This is a genomic window from Leifsonella bigeumensis, assembly GCF_039537265.1.
Taxonomy (GTDB): domain Bacteria; phylum Actinomycetota; class Actinomycetes; order Actinomycetales; family Microbacteriaceae; genus Terrimesophilobacter; species Terrimesophilobacter bigeumensis.
Map to the genome: position 1 here is coordinate 232,738 of NZ_BAABAE010000002.1, position 18,003 is coordinate 250,740.

At 68.2% G+C, this 18,003-nt stretch carries 18 protein-coding genes and 1 tRNA gene; 10 read left to right on the forward strand and 9 right to left on the reverse strand.

Annotated features, from left to right (window positions below; genetic code table 11):
• Positions 1-156 precede the first annotated feature (156 nt).
• A complete protein-coding gene (locus ABD678_RS04060; RefSeq protein ID WP_344753967.1) occupies positions 157-2,343 on the forward strand; it encodes an alpha-ketoacid dehydrogenase subunit alpha/beta in 2,187 nt (728 codons plus the stop codon).
• On the forward strand, positions 2,343-3,635 hold the full coding sequence (locus ABD678_RS04065; RefSeq protein WP_344753969.1) for a dihydrolipoamide acetyltransferase family protein: 1,293 nt from the start codon (positions 2,343-2,345) through the stop codon (positions 3,633-3,635). The genes ABD678_RS04060 and ABD678_RS04065 overlap by 1 nt, the downstream gene beginning before the upstream one ends.
• On the opposite strand, the gene ABD678_RS04070 is transcribed toward ABD678_RS04065, so the two are convergent.
• Positions 3,632-4,804 carry a trans-sulfuration enzyme family protein gene (locus ABD678_RS04070; protein WP_344753970.1) on the reverse strand — a complete coding sequence of 391 codons (1,173 nt, stop codon included), beginning with the start codon at positions 4,802-4,804 and terminating at the stop codon, positions 3,632-3,634. The genes ABD678_RS04065 and ABD678_RS04070 overlap by 4 nt on opposite strands.
• Positions 4,805-4,902: 98 nt before the next feature.
• Between ABD678_RS04070 and ABD678_RS04075 the strand changes: the two genes are divergently transcribed.
• Complete coding sequence (locus tag ABD678_RS04075) at positions 4,903-5,361, forward strand: Lrp/AsnC family transcriptional regulator (protein ID WP_344753972.1); 459 nt, start codon at positions 4,903-4,905, stop codon at positions 5,359-5,361.
• Positions 5,362-5,505: 144 nt separating this feature from the next.
• On the opposite strand, the gene ABD678_RS04080 is transcribed toward ABD678_RS04075, so the two are convergent.
• Complete coding sequence (locus tag ABD678_RS04080) at positions 5,506-6,783, reverse strand: DUF4032 domain-containing protein (RefSeq protein ID WP_425561944.1); 1,278 nt, start codon at positions 6,781-6,783, stop codon at positions 5,506-5,508.
• 63 nt (positions 6,784-6,846) lie between these two features.
• Complete coding sequence (locus ABD678_RS04085; RefSeq protein ID WP_344753974.1) at positions 6,847-7,950, reverse strand: ABC transporter ATP-binding protein; 1,104 nt, start codon at positions 7,948-7,950, stop codon at positions 6,847-6,849.
• Positions 7,951-8,196: 246 nt separating this feature from the next.
• On the opposite strand from ABD678_RS04085, the gene ABD678_RS04090 reads away from it, so the two are divergent.
• Positions 8,197-9,138, forward strand: coding sequence for a DsbA family protein (locus ABD678_RS04090; RefSeq protein ID WP_344753976.1), 942 nt, complete (start codon positions 8,197-8,199; stop codon positions 9,136-9,138).
• A 20-nt stretch (positions 9,139-9,158) separates the two neighbouring features.
• Here ABD678_RS04090 and ABD678_RS04095 read toward each other — a convergent pair.
• Both ABD678_RS04095 and msrB read right to left on the reverse strand, forming a co-directional pair.
• Positions 9,159-9,235, reverse strand: a tRNA-Thr gene (locus ABD678_RS04095).
• A gap of 33 nt (positions 9,236-9,268) precedes the next feature.
• On the reverse strand, positions 9,269-9,673 hold the full coding sequence (gene msrB, locus ABD678_RS04100) for a peptide-methionine (R)-S-oxide reductase MsrB (protein WP_344753978.1): 405 nt from the start codon (positions 9,671-9,673) through the stop codon (positions 9,269-9,271).
• Positions 9,674-9,794: 121 nt separating this feature from the next.
• Here msrB and ABD678_RS04105 point away from each other — a divergent pair, with 121 nt between their 5' ends.
• The 6 genes from ABD678_RS04105 to groL all read left to right on the forward strand — a co-directional run bounded on the left by ABD678_RS04105 (position 9,795) and on the right by groL (position 15,119).
• Positions 9,795-10,877, forward strand: a complete 1,083-nt coding sequence (locus ABD678_RS04105; protein WP_344753980.1) for a DUF2332 domain-containing protein — start codon at positions 9,795-9,797, stop codon at positions 10,875-10,877.
• Between the two features lie 109 nt (positions 10,878-10,986).
• The gene (locus tag ABD678_RS04110; RefSeq protein ID WP_344754368.1) at positions 10,987-11,274 is read left to right on the forward strand and encodes a DUF3263 domain-containing protein; all 288 of its coding nucleotides are present in this window, start codon (positions 10,987-10,989) and stop codon (positions 11,272-11,274) included.
• 21 nt (positions 11,275-11,295) lie between these two features.
• Positions 11,296-11,859: a LytR C-terminal domain-containing protein gene (locus ABD678_RS04115; protein WP_344753982.1), complete on the forward strand. Its 564-nt coding sequence runs from the start codon at positions 11,296-11,298 to the stop codon at positions 11,857-11,859.
• 183 nt (positions 11,860-12,042) lie between these two features.
• The gene (locus ABD678_RS04120) at positions 12,043-12,249 is read left to right on the forward strand and encodes a cold-shock protein (protein ID WP_344753984.1); all 207 of its coding nucleotides are present in this window, start codon (positions 12,043-12,045) and stop codon (positions 12,247-12,249) included.
• A 64-nt stretch (positions 12,250-12,313) separates the two neighbouring features.
• Positions 12,314-13,375: a DUF3048 domain-containing protein gene (locus ABD678_RS04125; protein ID WP_344753986.1), complete on the forward strand. Its 1,062-nt coding sequence runs from the start codon at positions 12,314-12,316 to the stop codon at positions 13,373-13,375.
• A gap of 112 nt (positions 13,376-13,487) precedes the next feature.
• Complete coding sequence (gene groL, locus ABD678_RS04130) at positions 13,488-15,119, forward strand: chaperonin GroEL (RefSeq protein ID WP_344753988.1); 1,632 nt, start codon at positions 13,488-13,490, stop codon at positions 15,117-15,119.
• A 234-nt stretch (positions 15,120-15,353) separates the two neighbouring features.
• Here groL and ABD678_RS04135 read toward each other — a convergent pair whose 3' ends face one another.
• From ABD678_RS04135 to ABD678_RS04150, 4 genes are all read right to left on the reverse strand, one after another.
• Positions 15,354-15,659: a type II toxin-antitoxin system PemK/MazF family toxin gene (locus ABD678_RS04135; protein ID WP_344753990.1), complete on the reverse strand. Its 306-nt coding sequence runs from the start codon at positions 15,657-15,659 to the stop codon at positions 15,354-15,356.
• Positions 15,659-15,889 (reverse strand): hypothetical protein, encoded by a 231-nt coding sequence (locus ABD678_RS04140; RefSeq protein ID WP_344753992.1) that lies wholly within the window; start codon positions 15,887-15,889, stop codon positions 15,659-15,661. The genes ABD678_RS04135 and ABD678_RS04140 overlap by 1 nt, the downstream gene beginning before the upstream one ends.
• A 53-nt stretch (positions 15,890-15,942) precedes the next feature.
• Complete coding sequence (locus tag ABD678_RS04145; RefSeq protein ID WP_344753994.1) at positions 15,943-16,233, reverse strand: WXG100 family type VII secretion target; 291 nt, start codon at positions 16,231-16,233, stop codon at positions 15,943-15,945.
• Positions 16,234-16,313: 80 nt separating this feature from the next.
• Positions 16,314-17,981: a sensor histidine kinase gene (locus ABD678_RS04150; RefSeq protein ID WP_344753996.1), complete on the reverse strand. Its 1,668-nt coding sequence runs from the start codon at positions 17,979-17,981 to the stop codon at positions 16,314-16,316.
• Between the last annotated feature and the right edge of the window lie 22 nt (positions 17,982-18,003).

Genomic DNA, 18,003 nt, shown 5'->3' on the forward strand with positions numbered 1-18,003 from the left:
GATGATTGTATCCAGTCGAGCGAGAAATGTCGATCTTTGCCACCTTTTCACCTCCGAACTCTTGTTATTGGATGCAATTTAGATGTATGCTCCCGTTGAACACGTTGTGCGCACGGCCGGTCAGCGCCGCAGCGCCTGTCAATGGAGAGAGGGATCATGCCGAAACTGCAGCGCCTGGACGCAGCCCAGCCGTGGGTGCAGTTGAGCACGACGGCGGCGGACTGGAAGCGGGCCGACCCCGCACTGCTCGCCACGATGCTCGGCGAGCTCCACCTCATTCGTGCCTTCGAGGAGACCGTTCTCGAGCTCGCCGGCGAGAGCCTCGTGCACGGTCCGGCCCACTCGAGCATCGGCCAGGAGGGCGGAGCGGTCGGCTCTATCGTCGGCATGCGCTCGACGGATGCGATCAACGGTTCGCACCGCGGCCACCACCAGTTCCTCGCGAAGGCCATCACCCACGTCTCGCAGGGCGCGCTCGACCCCGCGGCGCTCGTGACGCCGGAACTCCAATCGGTGCTCCAGCGCACGCTCGCCGAGATCCTCGGTCTCGCCCAGGGCTTCTGCCGCGGTCGCGGTGGCTCGATGCACCTCCAGTGGTTCGAGGCCGGCGCGCTCGGCACCAACGCGATCGTCGGAGGCGGCGTACCGCTCGGCGCCGGCAACGCCTGGGCGCAGAAGCACGCCGGGACGACCGATGTGACCATGAGCTACTTCGGCGACGGCGCGGTCAACATCGGCTCGGTGCTCGAGTCGATGAACCTCACCTCGGCGTGGAATCTCCCTCTCGGCTTCTTCATCGAGAACAACATGTACGCCGTCTCGACGAAGGTCGACGAGGCGACCCGCGAGACGCGCCTCTCGGCGCGCGGACTCGGGTTCGGCATCCACTCATGGCGCGTCGACGGGATGGACCCGCTTGCGGTGCACCTCGCCACCGAGCAGGCGATGGAGGTCATGCGCTCGGGCGGAGGCCCCGCCGTCATCGAGGCCGAGGTCTACCGCTACTTCCACCAGAACGGCCCCTACCCGGGCAGCGCGTTCGGCTACCGCACCAAGGAGGAGGAGGCGCAGTGGCGCGCCCGCGACCCGCTCACCCGGGTGGCGAGCGAGATGCTCACGCTGGGCCTCATCTCCGAAGCAGAGGTCGCGTCCGTTCGCGAGCAGGCGCAGGAGGCCATGAAGGCGGCCGCCGGTGAGCTGCTCGAAGCCGATCCGGATGCCCAGGGCAAGCGCCGCATCATCCCGAGCCTGTGGCCGGACCCCTCCTTCGTCGACGTCGGGCTGCGCGGCGACACGAGCGAACTCGCGGATGCGCGGACGCTCGACCCCAACGACTACACGGGGGAGCTCGAGGAGAGCAGGTTCGTCGACGCCGTGGCGGCCGTCATGGGCCGCCGCATGGAGAGCGACGAGCGCATCGTCGTGCTCGGCGAGGACGTGCACCGGCTCGCCGGCGGCACCAACGGGGCCACCAAGGGTCTCGCCGCGCGTTTCCCCGACCGCATCCTCGGCACCCCGATCAGCGAGAACGCCTTCGCCGGACTCGGCGGCGGCATGGCCCTCGACGGGCGCTTCCGCCCGGTCGTGGAGTTCATGTACCCGGACTTCATGTGGGTGGCCGCCGACCAGGTCTTCAACCAGATCGGCAAGGCCCGCCACATGTTCGGCGGCCAGAACCCGGTGCCCCTCGTCCTGCGCACCAAGGTGGCGATGGGTTCCGGCTACGGATCTCAGCACCTCATGGACCCGGCCGGGATCTTTTCGACGAGTCCCGGATGGCGCATTGTCGCGCCCTCGAATGCGGCCGATTACATCGGACTCATGAACACGGCTCTGGCGCTCGAGGACCCGGTGCTCGTGATCGAGCACGTCGACCTGTACGGGCAGACCCAGTCGATCCCGGCCGGCGACCTCGACTACCAGGTGCCGTTCGGCAAGGCCGCGATGCGCCGAGAGGGTTCGGAGGCCACGGTCATCAGCTACCTCTCCATGGTCGGGCACAGCCTCGAGGCCATCGAGCAGACGGGCATCGACGCGGAGCTCATCGACCTGCGCTGGCTCGACCGGGCATCCATCGACTGGGAGACCATCGGCGAGAGCATCAGGAAGACCAACAACGTCATCATCGTCGAGCAGGGCGCGCGCGGCACCTCCTACGGCAGCTGGCTGTCGGACGAGATCCAGCGTCGCTTCTTCGACTGGCTCGACCAGCCCGTCGAGCGGGTCACCGGAGGCGAGGCGAGTCCGAGCATCTCGAAAGTGCTCGAGCGCGCGGCCATCGCCAGGACCGAGGAGGTCGTCGCCGGGCTCGAGCGCGTTCGTCGCGGGTGGGGCGGCAACTGATGGCACTCGTCATCCGGATGCCGGAAGTGCTGACCGGGGCGACGGAAGCCGCCCTGCAGTCCTGGCTCGTCGCGGTGGGCGATACGATCGCGATCGGGCAGCCGATCGCCGAGGTCGAGACCGAGAAGGCGACCGTCGAGTACGAGGCGGAGGCCGCCGGCACGGTGGCCGAACTCCTCATCGAGACGGGTGTCCAGGTCGAGGTGGGCACGCCCATCGCCGTGCTGGCAACGGACGGTGAGACGGTCGCGGCAGCGCTCGCTTCCGCGAGCGCACAGGCGCCGCAGGCGACCGCCGCACCGGTAGCCTCTCGGCCGACCGAACAGGCCGACGCTCCTGTGGTCGCCGCCCCCGTACCGACCCCCGCCCCCCTGCCGGCTGCGGCCCCCATGCCCGTGCCCGCCGCGGCATCCGCTCCGGCGTCTCCCGCATCCGGCGCGCGTCTCTTCATGAGCCCCCTCGTCCGCCGACTCGCGGCCGAGCGCGGCCTCGACCTGACCGACGTGACGGGCAGTGGCCCCGGAGGCCGGATCGTGCGCAGAGACCTGGATGCGATGTCGGCTGCCGCTGCCACCGCCCGCCCCACGACGACCGCTGTCGCGACGGCAGGAGCAGGGTTCACCGACACGCCACACACCGGGATGCGCCGCGCGATCGCGCGGAGACTCGTCGAGAGCAAGACCACGATCCCGCACTTCTACCTCGTGGCGGACTGCCGCGTCGAAGCGCTCCTCGAGCTGCGGAAGGCCGTCAACGAGAACATCTCCACCAAGATCTCGGTCAACGACTTCGTCGTCAAGGCTGTTGCAGCGGCCTTCCGCGACGTGCCGGATGCGAACGCGATCTGGACCGACGAAGGCACTCGCCGTTTCGACGACGTCGACATCGCCATCGCCGTTGCGATCGAGGGCGGACTCGTCACGCCCGTCGTGCGCGGAGTGAACCGCAGGTCGCTCGGCGACGTGAGCGAGAGCATCCGGGAGCTGGCGGAGCGCGGGAGGGCCGGCAGGCTCAGGCAGGACGAGATCGAGGGCGGGTCGTTCTCGGTCTCGAACCTCGGGATGTACGGCACGCAGGAGTTCTCCGCGATCATCAATCCGCCGCATTCCGGCATCCTCGCGGTCGGCGCGGCACGGAAGATGCCCATCGTCGTCGACGACGAGCTGCAGATCGGCACGGTCATGACGGTGACGCTCTCCGCAGACCATCGGGTGCTCGACGGCGCGCTCGCCGCCCAGTGGCTCGCCGCCTTCGTCGCCAGGATCGAGAACCCGGTCAGCATCCTGGTCTAGGTCAGCGCGCTGGTCAGATCCTCGTAGAGGTCGTCGACGTGTTCGAGGCCGATCGAGATGCGCACGATGCCGCCGCCGGGCTTCGCCTCCGCCGCGACCGGGCGGTGGGTGAGCGACGCCGGATGCTGTGCGAGCGTGTCCACGCCGCCGAGCGACACCGCGTGGCTCACGAGCTTCAGCGACTCGATGAACTTCGCGGCCGCGGTGTAGCCGCCCTTCAGTTCGATCGAGAGCATCGATCCGGGGCCCTCCAGCTGGCGCCCGAGGAGGCCGTCCGGATCGCATCCGGGAAGCGTCGGGAACAGGACGCGCTCGAGCGCCGGATGCCCGACCAGCCGCTCGGCGAGCTCCTGCGCGGTCGCCTGCTGGGCGCGCACCCGTAGCGGCATGGTGCGCAGCCCGCGGTGGAGCAGGTACGCGGCGAAGGGGTGCAGCAGCCCGCCGGTCAGTGCCCGCACGTGGCGAAGGCGGGTCGCCCATTCGGCATTCGTGGCGATGACGCCACCCATGACGTCGCCGTGACCGCCGATGTACTTGGTGGCGCTGTGCAGCACGAGGGTCGCCCCGTGCTCGATCGGCCGCTGCAGGACCGGCGTCGCGAAGGTGTTGTCGACGAGCACCGGCACGTCGCCGGCGGCCGCGACCACCCTCGCGATGTCGACGAGCTCGAGGGTCGGGTTGGCCGGGCTCTCGATCACGACGAGGCCGGTGTCCGGCCGGATGGCCGCGGCGATGTCGTCGACGCTGTGCGCCCAGGTGACCGTCGTTCCGACGAGTCCGTTGTCGAGCACGTGGTCGGTTCCGCCGTAGAGGGGGCGGAGGCCCACGACGTGCGGCTTGCCCGCCGTGACCGTCGAGAGCAGGGCGGCGGCGAGCGCGGCCATCCCGGTCGAGAAGGCGACGGCCTGCTCGGCGCCTTCGAGCCCTGCGAGGCTCTCCTCGAAGCGGGCGACGCCCGGCTGCCACAGCCGCTGGTACACGGCGGACTGGCCGGGCAGCAGCACGCCGCCGGTGGCCAGCTGCTCATAGGAGTCTCCGCCCAGTTCGACATTCGGCAGGGGGTTGGTGGTGGAGAGGTCGATGGTCGGGACGTGGGACCCGGATTCCTCCAGGCCCTCCATTCCCCCGTGGACGGCGCGGGTCTCCAGGTGGGGTTTCGATGGCTGCATGAGTCGACTGAAACAGAATCCGCGACCTGCTGCAAGATAGTCGCAAGATTCTGCGATCTTCTTCGATATCCAGGAGGTTTTCTGCGACAATCGGGAAGGTGGACGACACCGATCGCAGAATCCTCCGCTCCCTCTCCGCGAACGCCCGGATGTCCGGTTCGGCTCTCGCCACGGCACTCGGCGTCGCGGAGTCCACCGTGTCCCTGCGCCTCAAGAGACTGCAGCGGGACGGGTACCTGCGCGGCGCCCACGCCGACATCGACCTCGCCGCACTCGGAATGACGGTGCAGGCGCTCATCTCGATCCGGCTCGTGTCGATCGTCCGCGAGGAGGTCGAGGGATTCCGGGATGAGGCGCCGAACTGGCCGGGCGTGCTGGGGCTCTTCCAGATGGCCGGCGTCGACGACTTCCTGCTGCACGTCGCCGCGCGCAACGCCGCCGAGCTGCGCGACTTCGTGCTCGAGTACCTGGCCGGACATCCGGCGGTCGCCAATACCGAGACGAACCTCATCTTCGACCACGTCGCCGGCCGGGGTCTGGAGCAGCTCCTCGCCTGAAAGCGGCGCCGATCACCTGCCGCCCGATTTCTCGTCCCAAATGAAGGCATCCCGCTGGGGCAGCCCCGAACTTCCGGGGCAGTTCGGCCGTGTCCTCCCGAAATGCCTTCATTTGGGACACCCGCTCAGGCGGGGAAACGCCCGTCAGACCTTGTCGCGCCAGTCCTCCTCGTCGACGATCGCGATGGGCAGCGTGAACGCACCCGTCGGCGGGTCGATGACGGTGGCCTCGTCGCGCCGATGCCGCAACACCGTGTCGATGTAGGAGCCGACCGCTTCGGCGAGCGGCACGTCGCGCTTCTCGTTCTGCGACAGATACCAGCGGTGCTCGAGCATCTGGTGGAACACCTCGGCCGGCTCGAGCTTGCCCTTGAGCTCCCGCGGGATCGCCCGGATGACCGGCTCGAAGACCGTCGCGAGCCACTCGTGGGCGGCGATCTCCTCGTCGGCGTCGGCGCCGTAGTTGGTCGCGGCGTAGGCGTCGAGGTCGTTGAGCAGCCTGCGCGCCTGGTTCTCCTCCGCGTCGAGCCCGGTGAGACGCAGCAGCCTGCGCTGGTGATGGCCCGCGTCGACCACCTTCGGCTGGATGCGCACCTGGCTGCCGCTGTCATCCGTCCTGATCGCGAGCTCCTCGATGTCGAAGCCGAGGTCATTGAGCCGCTCGACCCGCTCCGCGATGCGCCAGCGCTCGGTCGAGTCGAAGGACTCCGAGCCGGTCAGCTCACTCCACAGGGTGCGGTAGGCGGCGAGGATGCCGTTGCTCACCTCGATCGGATCCGTCGCCTCGTCGAGCCGGCCGCCGGCCGCGAGGTCGAGCAGCTCGCCGGCGATGTTGATCCGTGCGATCTCGAGGTCGTGCTCGCGCTGGCCGTCGGAGAGCCGGTCGTAGAGGCTCCCGGTCTCCGCGTCGACGAGGTAGGCGGCGAAGGCCCCGGCATCCCGGCGGAAGAGGGTGTTGGAGAGTGAGACGTCGCCCCAGAAGAAACCGATGATGTGCAGGCGCACGAGCAGTACGGCCTGGGCGTCCACGAGCCGCGTCGCGGTGTCGGGTCGCAGCGTCTGCGAGTAGAGGGCGCGATACGGGAGCGAGAACCTCAGGTGCCGGGTGACGAGCACCGAGTCGAGCGCGTTGCCCTCGTCATCCGTGCGGTTGGTGATGACGGCGACCGGCTCGACGCAGGGCACATCGAGCCGCTGCAGGGTGCGCAGCATGTCGTATTCGCGCCGGGCGAGATCCTCGGAGGTCTCCTTGATCGCGACGACGTACCCGCTCAGGTGGGCGAAGCGCACGAGGTGCCGCGAGATGCCCTTCGGCAGCACCGCGATCGAGTCCTCCGGCCAGACCTCGAGCGGAAGATTCCAGGGCAGGTCGAGCAGTGCCGGGTCGACGATCGCCGAGGTGATGCTCAGTGACCCGCTCACGCTGGCCCTCCTCGTGCAGCGGATGCGGTCCGCCCCCGCATCGGGGAGCGGACCGACCGCACGCTACTTGGTGGTCTCGACGGCCTTCGTGCTCAGACGGAGACCGGACTCGGTGTCGAACACGTGGATGTGGTCGGGCTGCGGCGTGATGACGACCTTGTCCCCGGCGTTCGGGTGGCTGCGTCCATCGACGCGGGCGACGATGTCGACGCGCTTGCCGTCGATCTCGGTGTGCCCGTAGAGGTAGCCGTCGGCGCCGAGCTCCTCGACGATGTCGACGTCGACCGGAAGGCCCTCCCCGCTCGTGGCGACCACGACATCCTCGGGACGAACGCCGATCGTGACCTTCTTGGCGGATGCGTTGGCCAGCGTCGCGCGGTCGACCTTGGCGGTCGCTGTTCCGAACCGGAGGCCACCGTCCACGACATCGGCGCTGAAGAGGTTCATGGCGGGGGAGCCGATGAAGCCCGCGACGAAGACGTTCTGCGGTTCGGCGTAGAGGTCGCGGGGGGTTCCGACCTGCTGGAGCACGCCGTCCTTGAGGACCGCGATCCGGTCGCCCATCGTGAGCGCCTCGGTCTGGTCGTGGGTCACGTACACGGTCGTGACGCCGAGGCGGCGGGTGAGCGAAGCGATCTGGGTGCGCGTCTGAACCCGCAGCTTGGCGTCGAGGTTCGAGAGCGGCTCGTCCATGAGGAACACCTGGGGGCTCCGGACGATCGCGCGGCCCATGGCAACGCGCTGACGCTGGCCGCCGGACAGAGCCTTCGGCTTGCGGCCGAGGTAGTCCTCGAGGTCGAGCAGTTTGGCCGCCTCGAGCACGCGGGAAGCGCGCTCCTCCTTGTTGACGCCGGCGATCTTGAGCGCGAAGCCCATGTTCTCGGCCACCGTCATGTGCGGGTAGAGAGCGTAGTTCTGGAACACCATGGCGATGTCGCGGTCCTTCGGCGGGACATCGGTGACGTCGCGGTCACCGATCAGGATGCTGCCCTCATTGACCTCCTCGAGGCCGGCGAGCATGCGCAGCGAGGTGGACTTCCCGCATCCGGAGGGGCCGACGAGGACGAGGAACTCGCCATCGGCCACTTCGAGGTCGAGCTTGTCGACGGCCGGGCGGGTCTGGCCCGGGTAGATTCGGCTGGCCTTGTCGAAGGTCACTGTTGCCATGGTCGTACTTCTCCTTCACCGGCAGGTACGTGCCGGACGATCCGTAGTGAATGGATTGTGCGGTCTCCGGGGCGGGGTCCGCACCTGCGTCATTATGGCACTTGTCACGGTGGTCTGGGAAATACCGAGCGTTCCGAGTGACTATGCTTGCAGCGTTCGTCCTGTCGGCTCCCAGACTGGCGGGTCTAGCATTTTGATCGGTGGCTCGTGCCATCGCACCGTGCAGCGGTTGAGTAGAGGTTTGATGTGAGCACCAGCGACCCGCGTCCGAACAAGAACGAGAGACGCGATGCTGCGCGCGACAAGGCTCGCCAGCTGCGGGAGGAGCAGCGGAAGAAGGACCGCCGCAACCGGTTCGTCCTGCAGGGCAGCCTCATCCTGGTGACCCTCGCGATCGTCGCGATCGTCGCGATCGCGATCTACAGTGCGATCAAGCCGCCTGCCCCAGGTCCCCTCAACATGCTGAGCGACGGGATCAAGATCGGCGAGGGCTTCCATGCGACCCTGACCCCCGCCCTGCAGCCGAGTGAGGAACCGGTGCCGTCGGCGTCGAACGAGCCGGCGGATGTCCTCGACATCCGCGTGTATGTCGACTACATGTGCCCGGTCTGCGGAAACTTCGAGAAGGCCAACGCCGATCAGATCAAGCAGCTGGTGCGGGACGGCGCTGCAACGCTCGAGATCCACCCGGTCGCGATCCTCGACCGGCTCTCGATGGGCACGAAGTACTCGTCCAGGGCGTCGAATGCCGCCGCCTGCGTGGCGAACTTCTCGCCGAACAACTTCTTCGACTTCAGCGCGATCCTGTTCCAGCAGCAACCGGAGGAGGGCTCCGCCGGCCTCGACGACGACACTCTCGTCGAACTTGCCAAGGAGGTCGGGGTCTCCAAGTTCACGAACATCTCCTCCTGCATCCGGGAGCAGACCTTCAAGGACTGGGTGAAGGCCTCGACCGACCGCTTCACCAACAACCCGATCCCTGATGCGGCGCCGCAGCCGGACCCCAAGGGCACGCCGACCATCGTCGTGAACGGGCAGCTGTACCAGTACACGACCGACCAGCAGGGCGCGTTCGACCCGCAGGAGTTCGCGTCGTTCCTCGTGCAGGTGCTGGGGGCCAACTATTCGGAGAGCTCGGTGCCCTCCCCGAGCCCATCGCCCTCGAGTTCGTCTTCGTCGTCGCCGTAGCAGCGGTCGCTGCCCGGTGGTGGAGCCCCCTGTCGGATTCGAACCGACGACCCCCGCTTTACAAGAGCGGTGCTCTGGCCAACTGAGCTAAGGAGGCGTGACCTCCCCATATTAGGGGGAGGCCACGGGCTCAGGCGTCCTTCGGCTCGAAGCTCAGCGACACCGAGTTCATGCAGAAGCGGTCACCGGTCGGGGTCTGCGGCGCATCGTCGAAGACGTGCCCGAGGTGGGAGCCGCAGTTGGCGCAGCGCACCTCCACGCGCTCCATGCCGAGGGTCGAGTCCTTGAGCAGCACCACGGCATCCTGCTCGGTCGGGATGTAGAAGCTCGGCCACCCGCAGTGGGAGTCGAACTTCGCGTCGCTGCGGAACAATTCGGCACCGCACGCCTTACAGCGGTAGACGCCTTCTCGCTTCTCGTCGAGCAACTGGCCGGTCCACGGCCGCTCTGTGGCTGCCTGGCGCAGCACCGCGAACTCGTCCGCGCTCAGCTCCTGACGCCACTCCTCGTCGCTCTTGTTGACCTTGTAGTTCATAATGGTGTCTCTCCGGGAATCCGTCGGGTTCCCTCCATCTCCATTCAACCGCGGTTCGGCGGATGTTGTTCCATACAGCGAGCGGAGGTGGCGACTTCACCTGTGGTGCGAGGATTCTCCCATGACCACAGGACGCAGCACGGCCGACTGGTACCGCAGCTTCGGGGAGCTCGAGGCGCGCGGGCAGTCCGCCGTCTTCGAGGAGTGGGCGCTCGGGGTCGCGGGCGACCCGCAGGTTCTGGCGGTGATCGACGAACTGCCCCTGCAGAAGCGCCAACCCAACCTGGTGTTCGCGGTGGCCAGACTGCTGGGGGCGCCGGAGGGCGGGTACCACGAGCTCCGCGACTGGCTGCTGGCCCACTGGTCGGCGGTCTCACGGGAGGCGGTCGTACGGATGACCCAGACCAACGAACCCCGCAGGTGCGCCGCCTTGCTTCCCGCGCTCGGCGTGGTGGCTGCCTCCCGTGCCGCGCAGTCGTCTCCCCATCGGCCCCTCGCCCTGCTCGAGCTCGGGGCGAGCGCCGGGCTGTGCCTCTACCCCGACCGCTACAGCTACCGCTATGGGGACGACGAGTGGCTGCATCCGGCCTCGGGGCCCTCGACCGTCGCGATCGAGACCGAGACCCATGGCAGTGCCGTACCAGTGCCGGAGGAGCTTCCGGAGATCGTCTGGCGTGCCGGCATCGACGTCGAGCCCCTCGACGTGCGCGATCCGGATGCCGTGCGCTGGCTGGAGACGCTCGTCTGGCCGGAGCAGGAGGCGCGACGTCGGCGCATCCGGAACGCCGTGGGGCTTGTGCGGGCTGACCCGCCGATCCTCGTGAGGGGTAACGCGATCGTCGAGCTCGAGGCGCTCGCCGATGCCCGTCCGGCGGATGCGACGCTCGTCGTGGTCACGAGCGCGATGCTCGTGTACCTCCCCTATGCCGAGCGCATGCGGCTCGTGGACGTCATTCGCTCCCTCGACGCGCACTGGATCTCGCTCGACGGCGTCGGCGTGCTGCCCGAGATCGATGCGAAACTCGACGGACCCGGAGGCGCGATGCCCGGACGCTTCACCCTCTCGCTCGACGGGGAACCGCTCGCCGACGTCGGGCCGCACGGACAGTTCGTCGACTGGTTCGCCTCGGCCGCCGGCGCGAGAGGCGTTCGCCGCGCAGATCGCGCGGCACGCCTCGGGCAAACCCCACCCCGACCTGATTAGGATGGCTGTCCAGGTGAGCGAGAGCGGAGAGCGGGTGGGTCGGAGCGGGAGAGACGCGGCGGGTGCGACCGCGGACGCGACCGGGCCGGACGCGACTGGGCCGGACGCCATTGGGCCGGATGCCGACGCGCCATCCCTCGCCGACCGCGACCGCCGCATCCTCGCCTTCGAGCGGGACTGGACCCGGCACGCCGGCGCGAAAGAGGACGCCGTTCGCGCGGAGTTCGGGCTCTCCTCCGCCCGGTACTATCAGATACTGAACGCTCTCATCGACTCCCCGGCGGCGATCGTCTACGACCCGATGCTGGTGAGACGACTCCAGCGGATGCGGGAGGCCAGAATGAGCGCCAGGACACTCCGCAGGGCACCAGGCACCAGCACTGCCGGCCACAGCTAGCAGAACACGACCGAGAGACCGATGGCTGACTTTCCCCAGGACCGCTTCGACGACGTGCCCACCGAGGTGCTTCGGGTCGGGGCCCACCGCGCGCCGAAGAAGAAGGGCCGCGGCTGGGCGGCGCTGGGCTGGGCGGTGCTCGCGACCGTGATCCTCACGACGGGCGGTCTCATCGGTCTCGCTGCGATCAACAGCAGCATCAACTTCGATCTGCCGTTCCTGCCTGGACCCGAGCAGGAGGAGACGCCGACGCCGACGCAGACCCCGACCGCCGAGCCCACGCTCGCTCCGGATGTCCCGCTCAGCATCCTCAACGGCACGGAGACCCCCGGCCTTGCCAATCAGGTCGGCGACGCACTGGTCGAGCAGGGGTGGGCCGGAGCCGCCGAGGGTGTCGGAAGCCGGGCGAACGCCTCGGCGCGCGACATCGAGGAGACCGTCGTCTACTACGCCGACCCTTCCTACGAGGGCGCCGCACGCGGAATCGTGCTCGCGCTCGGGGTCGGGGAGGTCCGGTTGTCGACCGACTACCCGGGATCTCCCGTGACGGTCGTGATCGGGTCGGACTACAAGCCGCTTCCCTGAGGCTCGTACCCCCGTTTGTCTCGTTTGTATAACGGAGAGCCGTTTTTCCAGCCCTTTGGGTGACACTCCGGTCTCGATCCCGCAACCGCACTCCCGTCCAGGGCGCCCGCTCGTTAGTATCTGGTCTCAATCCGGCTCAGGCACACTCGCACGCGCCGCAAGAAACACAGCAGGGAGTACCACATGGCGAACGGGACCGTGAAATGGTTCAACGCTGAAAAGGGCTACGGCTTCATCACCGTGGAGGATGGCAGCCAGGACGTGTTCGTCCACTATTCCGCCATCGAGATGGGCGGTTACAAAATGCTCGAGGAGGGCCAGCAGGTCGTCTTCGAGGTCGGCACCGGCACCAAGGGTCCACAGGCCGAGTCGGTTCGACCGGCCGGTTGACCCAATTGTCGGGCGCGCCCTCGGCAACGCCGTCCGGGCGGCCGGGCGGCGCTAGTCTGTCCCGGTGACGTTCAACGGCAACCCACCCGGGCGCCTGGGGAGGGCATCCGCCGCGCTTGCGACCGTGCTCGTCGGTGCGGTGGCGCTGTCCGGATGCGCGCCCGAGAGGGCTCCGGAGCCCACGCCCACCGAAACCTACGTCTCCACCTACGAGACCCCGCCGCCGACCGAGCTCGCGCCCCTGCGCGGGACGACCGTACCGGCCGGATCCCTCGACCACGCCTCCATCGCGGCGAAGATCGACAACCACTGGGACGCGAGGCCCCAGGTCGGGCTCGAACGCACCGACGTGCTGTTCGAGGAACTGGTCGAGGGCGGGATCACCCGTTACGTCGCGATCTGGCAGTCGGACATTCCCGAGCGGCTCGGACCGGTGCGCTCGATCCGGCCGATGGATCCGGCCATCGTCTCCCCCTTCCGCGGGATCATCTGCTACTCCGGTGGACAGCAGCGCTTCGTCTACCTCATGCGGCAGACGCCCGTCTACAACGCGATCCACGGCCAGCCGGACACCGCCGACACCTTCTACCGGGCGAGCGACCGCCCGGGCCCGCACGACGTCATCGTCAAGGCGCGGGAGGTTCTCGCCCAGCACACCGACCTCGCCGCACCCCAGCAGCAGTTCGCCTACTCGCTGGATGCGGCATCCTCGACGGCCGCGAAGGAGGGCAAGCCGACCGCCGCAGTCGAGTACCGTTTCTCTTCGCTCTTCTACGGCACCTGGAAGTGGAATGCCGAGGCCGAGCGCTGGATGCGCGTCCAGCAGGGCAAGGTCGACAAGGACAGTCACGGAGACCAGCTCAATGCCGCGAACGTCGTCGTGCTCCGCGTCAACGTCGTCGACGACCGCGGAGTGCCGAAGACGATCCTGACCGGTTCGGGGGAGGCCTGGGTCTCCAGCGGTGGGGCGACCATTCACGGCAAGTGGTCGAAGGGCGGCGAGAAGGATCCTCTTCGCCTCGTCGACGGAAACGGGGTGACGATTCGACTCGCTGCCGGCAACACCTGGTTCGAACTCATCCCGCCCGGCGGCTCGGTCGGTTTCGTCGCCCCGGCGGAGCAGTAGCGGCTCGCTTGCACTCTCCGTCGTAGAGTGCCAGAATCATTTAGCACTCTCTTAGTGTGAGTGCCAAAGGTGTTGCACTTTTCACGACGTCCGGGAGGGACGAGAAACACACATGGCAAAGATCATTGCTTTCAACGAAGAGGCCCGACGCGGCCTTGAGCGCGGCCTCAACATCCTGGCCGATGCGGTCAAGGTGACGTTGGGCCCGCGCGGTCGCAACGTCGTGCTCGAGAAGAAGTGGGGCGCCCCCACGATCACGAACGACGGTGTCTCCATCGCCAAGGAGATCGAGCTCGACGACCCGTACGAGAAGATCGGCGCGGAACTCGTCAAAGAGGTCGCCAAGAAGACGGATGACGTCGCCGGCGACGGAACGACCACCTCGGTCGTGCTCGCCCAGGCCCTCGTTCGCGAAGGCCTGCGCAACGTCGCGGCCGGTGCCGACCCGATCAGCCTCAAGCGCGGCATCGAGAAGGCCGTGGCCGAGGTCATCGCCGCTCTCGTGGCGGGCGCCAAGGAGATCGAGACCAAGGAAGAGATCGCGGCCACCGCATCCATCTCCGCCGGAGACACCGAGATCGGCGCCCTGATCGCCGAGGCCATCGACAAGGTGGGCAAGGAAGGCGTCGTCACGGTCGAGGAGTCGAACACGTTCGGCACCGAGCTCGAGCTCACCGAGGGCATGCGCTTCGACAAGGGCTTCCTGTCGGCGTACTTCGTCACCGACCCCGACCGCCAGGAGACGGTGTTCGAGGACCCGTACATCCTCATCGTCAACTCGAAGATCTCCAACATCAAGGACCTGCTTCCGATCGTCGACAAGGTGATCCAGAGCGGCAAGCAGCTGCTCATCATCGCCGAAGACGTCGACGGCGAGGCCCTCGCGACGCTCGTCGTCAACAAGATCCGCGGCATCTTCAAGTCGGTCGCCGTCAAGGCACCCGGCTTCGGAGACCGTCGTAAGGCCCAGCTGCAGGACATCGCCACGCTCACCGGCGGCCAGGTCATCAGCGAGGAGGTCGGACTCAAGCTCGAGAACGCCACCCTCGACCTGCTCGGCCAGGCCCGCAAGGTCATCGTCACCAAGGACGAGACCACGATCGTCGAAGGCGCCGGCGAGGCCGACGCCATCGCGGGCCGTGTCAAGCAGATCCGCGCGGAGATCGAGAACACCGACAGCGACTACGACCGTGAGAAGCTCCAGGAGCGCCTCGCGAAGCTGGCCGGCGGCGTCGCCGTCATCAAGGCGGGCGCCGCGACCGAGGTCGAGCTCAAGGAGCGCAAGCACCGCATCGAAGACGCCGTCCGCAACGCGAAGGCCGCCGTCGAGGAGGGCATCGTCGCCGGTGGTGGCGTGGCGCTCATCCAGGCCGGCGCGACCGCATTCGAGGGCAAGGCGCTCAAGGCGCTCAAGGGTGACGAGGCGACGGGTGCGAACATCGTCCGCGTCGCCGTCGACGCCCCGCTCAAGCAGATCGCGCTCAACGCCGGCCTCGAGCCGGGCGTCGTCGCCGAGAAGGTGCGCGGTCTCCCGACCGGCCACGGCCTCAACGCGGCGACCGGGGAGTACGGCGACATGCTGACCGCCGGCATCAACGACCCGGTCAAGGTCACCCGCTCCGCGCTGCAGAACGCCGCGTCGATCGCCGGGCTGTTCCTCACCACCGAGGCCGTCGTCGCTGACAAGCCGGAGAAGGCCTCGGCCGCTCCGATGGGTGACCCGTCGGGTGGTATGGACTTTTGATTGACGCAGACGCGTTAGCGTCTGCATCGATCAAGGTTGAGTAGCCCGGCCCTGCCGGCCGGGCGTATCGAAACCCAGCGTCCAAGAAGGGCGGTCCCGAAAGGGGCCGCTCTTTTGCGTGGCGCGGGTTCGGGAAGAACGTCAATGGCTCCGCCCGTAGACGCCCGCCACACCCGAGCCATTGAAGTTCTTCCCGAACCCACTTGGTTACGTCGTTCTCTAGGGGTTCTCGACTCAGTCGAGGGCGAGGTCGAAGGCGGCCTGGATGGCGGCGGCGAGGGACGGCTCCTGGCTGTCGAGGAGGAAGCCGATCTGCGGGCCGAGATCCGAGACTTCGATCGTCGCGATGTTGTCGCAGTTCACGACCGAATCGTGGTCCAGCCCATTCGCCCTGCCGACCGCCACCTCGGTGCGAAGGCCGCGGACGCGGCTGGTGATAGGAGCAACGGTGACGCGGGTGCGATCGAGGCGAACGGCTTCACGAGTGAGGATGACCACCGGACGACGCTTGTCGACCTCCGCGAGGACGATCGGCCGCATCAGTCGATATCCATGGGCAGCCGCGCGGCGTAGCGCGCGAACTCCGCCAGATCGTCATCGCCCTCGCGACGGTAGATCTCGGCATCCTGTTCGGCTTCGACACGTCGCTTGAATCGCTTGAGTTCCCGCGTCACGATCGCCGCCCTGCTGTCGAATCGGCCCTCCGCGACGAGCGCGTCGAGGAAGATGACGAGCTCGTCGGGAAGCCGCACCGCAATCTGCTTGCTCATCCCAACATGATACCGCTGTGGGATGCACGCGGTATGGGCAGGGACGAGAGCGCTCATCCGGCGAACATCCGGGCGTTGGCGAGCTCGACATCCGCGTACTGCTGACCGGCCCGCCCGAGTGCCTGGCCGATCGCCGCGAGGCTCTGCTCGACCCGCTGCTGTGTGGCCGTCCAGTCGGTGACGACCGACTGGAACGCGGTTGCGGCAGGTCCGGTCCACGACGACTGCAGGCTCATGAGTTGCGTCTTGAGGCTCGCGGCCTCCGCCTCGATCCTCGACATGGTCGTCCGGATGGCGCCATGTGCGCCGAGCACTGCCTCGCTGTCCACCTGATAGCTGGTCATGATCCCTCCCTGGGTTCCGGGGAGCATCCCCGTCGGCAGCACGGTAATCGACCGGCCGCCGCCGTTCGGGGCGCACGGGCTCAGGCGGTGGAGGACTCCTGCGTGTCGTCGCTGGGGAGGAGAGGAAGGGTGATGCGGAACGTCGCCCCGCCGCCCGGGGTCTCGAGCACGTCGACGGTGCCGCGGTGGGCGGCGATGATGCCCGAGACGATCGCGAGCCCGAGCCCGCTGCCGCCGGTCGTCCGCGTGCGGGAGGTGTCGGCCCGCCAGAAGCGCTGGAAGATCTTGTCCCGGACCTGTGGGGGCACGCCCTCGCCATGGTCCACGATATCGAGCATGGCCAGTTGCCGGTTGGGGTCCACATGAACGACGAGCTCGAGCGGGCTGTCGGGGGGCGTGAAGCGCATGGCGTTGCCCATGAGGTTCGTGATGACCTGTCGGATCTTGTTCTCCTCGGCGAGCACGACGGCCGGCAGTTCGAGCTGCACCTGTTCCGGTTGTCCGGATGCGGCAACCGGGGGCATCGCCCGCGCCCGGCGCGAGCGCAGGCGGGCGATGGTCGCGCCGGCGAAGGCGATCGGCCCAGTGGCGGTGGAGACCTGCCGTCCGGATCCGGATGCCGCGTCGCGGCGGCGCCCGGACGGCGCGGGCGCCGCGGGCGCCTCGGCCGGCTCCGCGGCATCCGGTTCGGCGACGATCACGGTCACCGTGCGGTCGGGCGCGGAGGCCATGGCGTCGAGCGCGGCGTCGCGGGCGAGCGGGAGGAGGTCGACGCGCGCGAGCTGGAGGGGTTTCGCCTCATCGAGGCGGGCGAGCTCGAGAAGGTCCTCGACGAGGCCGCCCATCCGTACGGCCTCCTTCTCGATACGGTCCATGGCCTGGCTGACCTCGTCGGCCGAGGGGAGAGCGCCCATCCGGTAGAGCTCGGCGTAACCGCGCACGGTCACGAGAGGGGTGCGCAGTTCGTGGCTCGCGTCGCCGACGAAGCGGCGCATCTGGTCGATCGTCTTGGCGCGGTCGGCGAAAGCGCGGTCGATGCGGTTGAGCATGGTGTTGAGCGATCGGTTGAGGCGGCCGACCTCGGTGTTCGGGGTCGCCCCGGGGAGTCGCTGGCTGAAGTCGCCGTTCGCGATCGCCGCCGCCGTCGCCTCGACCTCGCGCAGGGGGGTGAAGGTGGCGGTGACGAGCAACCGGGTGAGGGCACCGCCGAGGATGACGACGGAGAGCCCGAACCCGAGGAACACCGCGGTGTACTGCGAGATGGTCGCGTTGATGTCGGCGAGGCTCGCCCCCACCGAAAGCGTCACGACCGCGCCTGTCACGGCATCCTCGTAGGGGGCGGACACGACGCGCCACTGCCCGGTGCGGTCGGTGTTCCACAGCGTGAGCGGTATGCCCTGCTGGGCCCGGACGATGTCGAGGTTGAGGCCCTGCACGACGGGCTGGGCCTGGGCGGAGTCGCGGTTGCGGCACAGGAGCGTGCCATCCGTGGTGAGTACGGCGACGAAGAACTGGCTGGGGCCGGAGACGTAGTCGCAGGTCTCCTGGATGCCCAGGTGAAGCGCGCCGAGGTCGTATGCGGTCGAGGACACCTTGCGGTCGACCTCTCCAACGAGGTAGTTGCGCAGCACGGTCATGGTGCCGACCCCGGCGACGAGCAGGCCGACGGTGAGCAGCAACACTGTCACGGCCGTCGTCTTGGTGCGCAGGGACACCCGGCCCCACCACTGCGATAGCTGCTCGTGCATCAGGACATCAGGCTAACCGGAA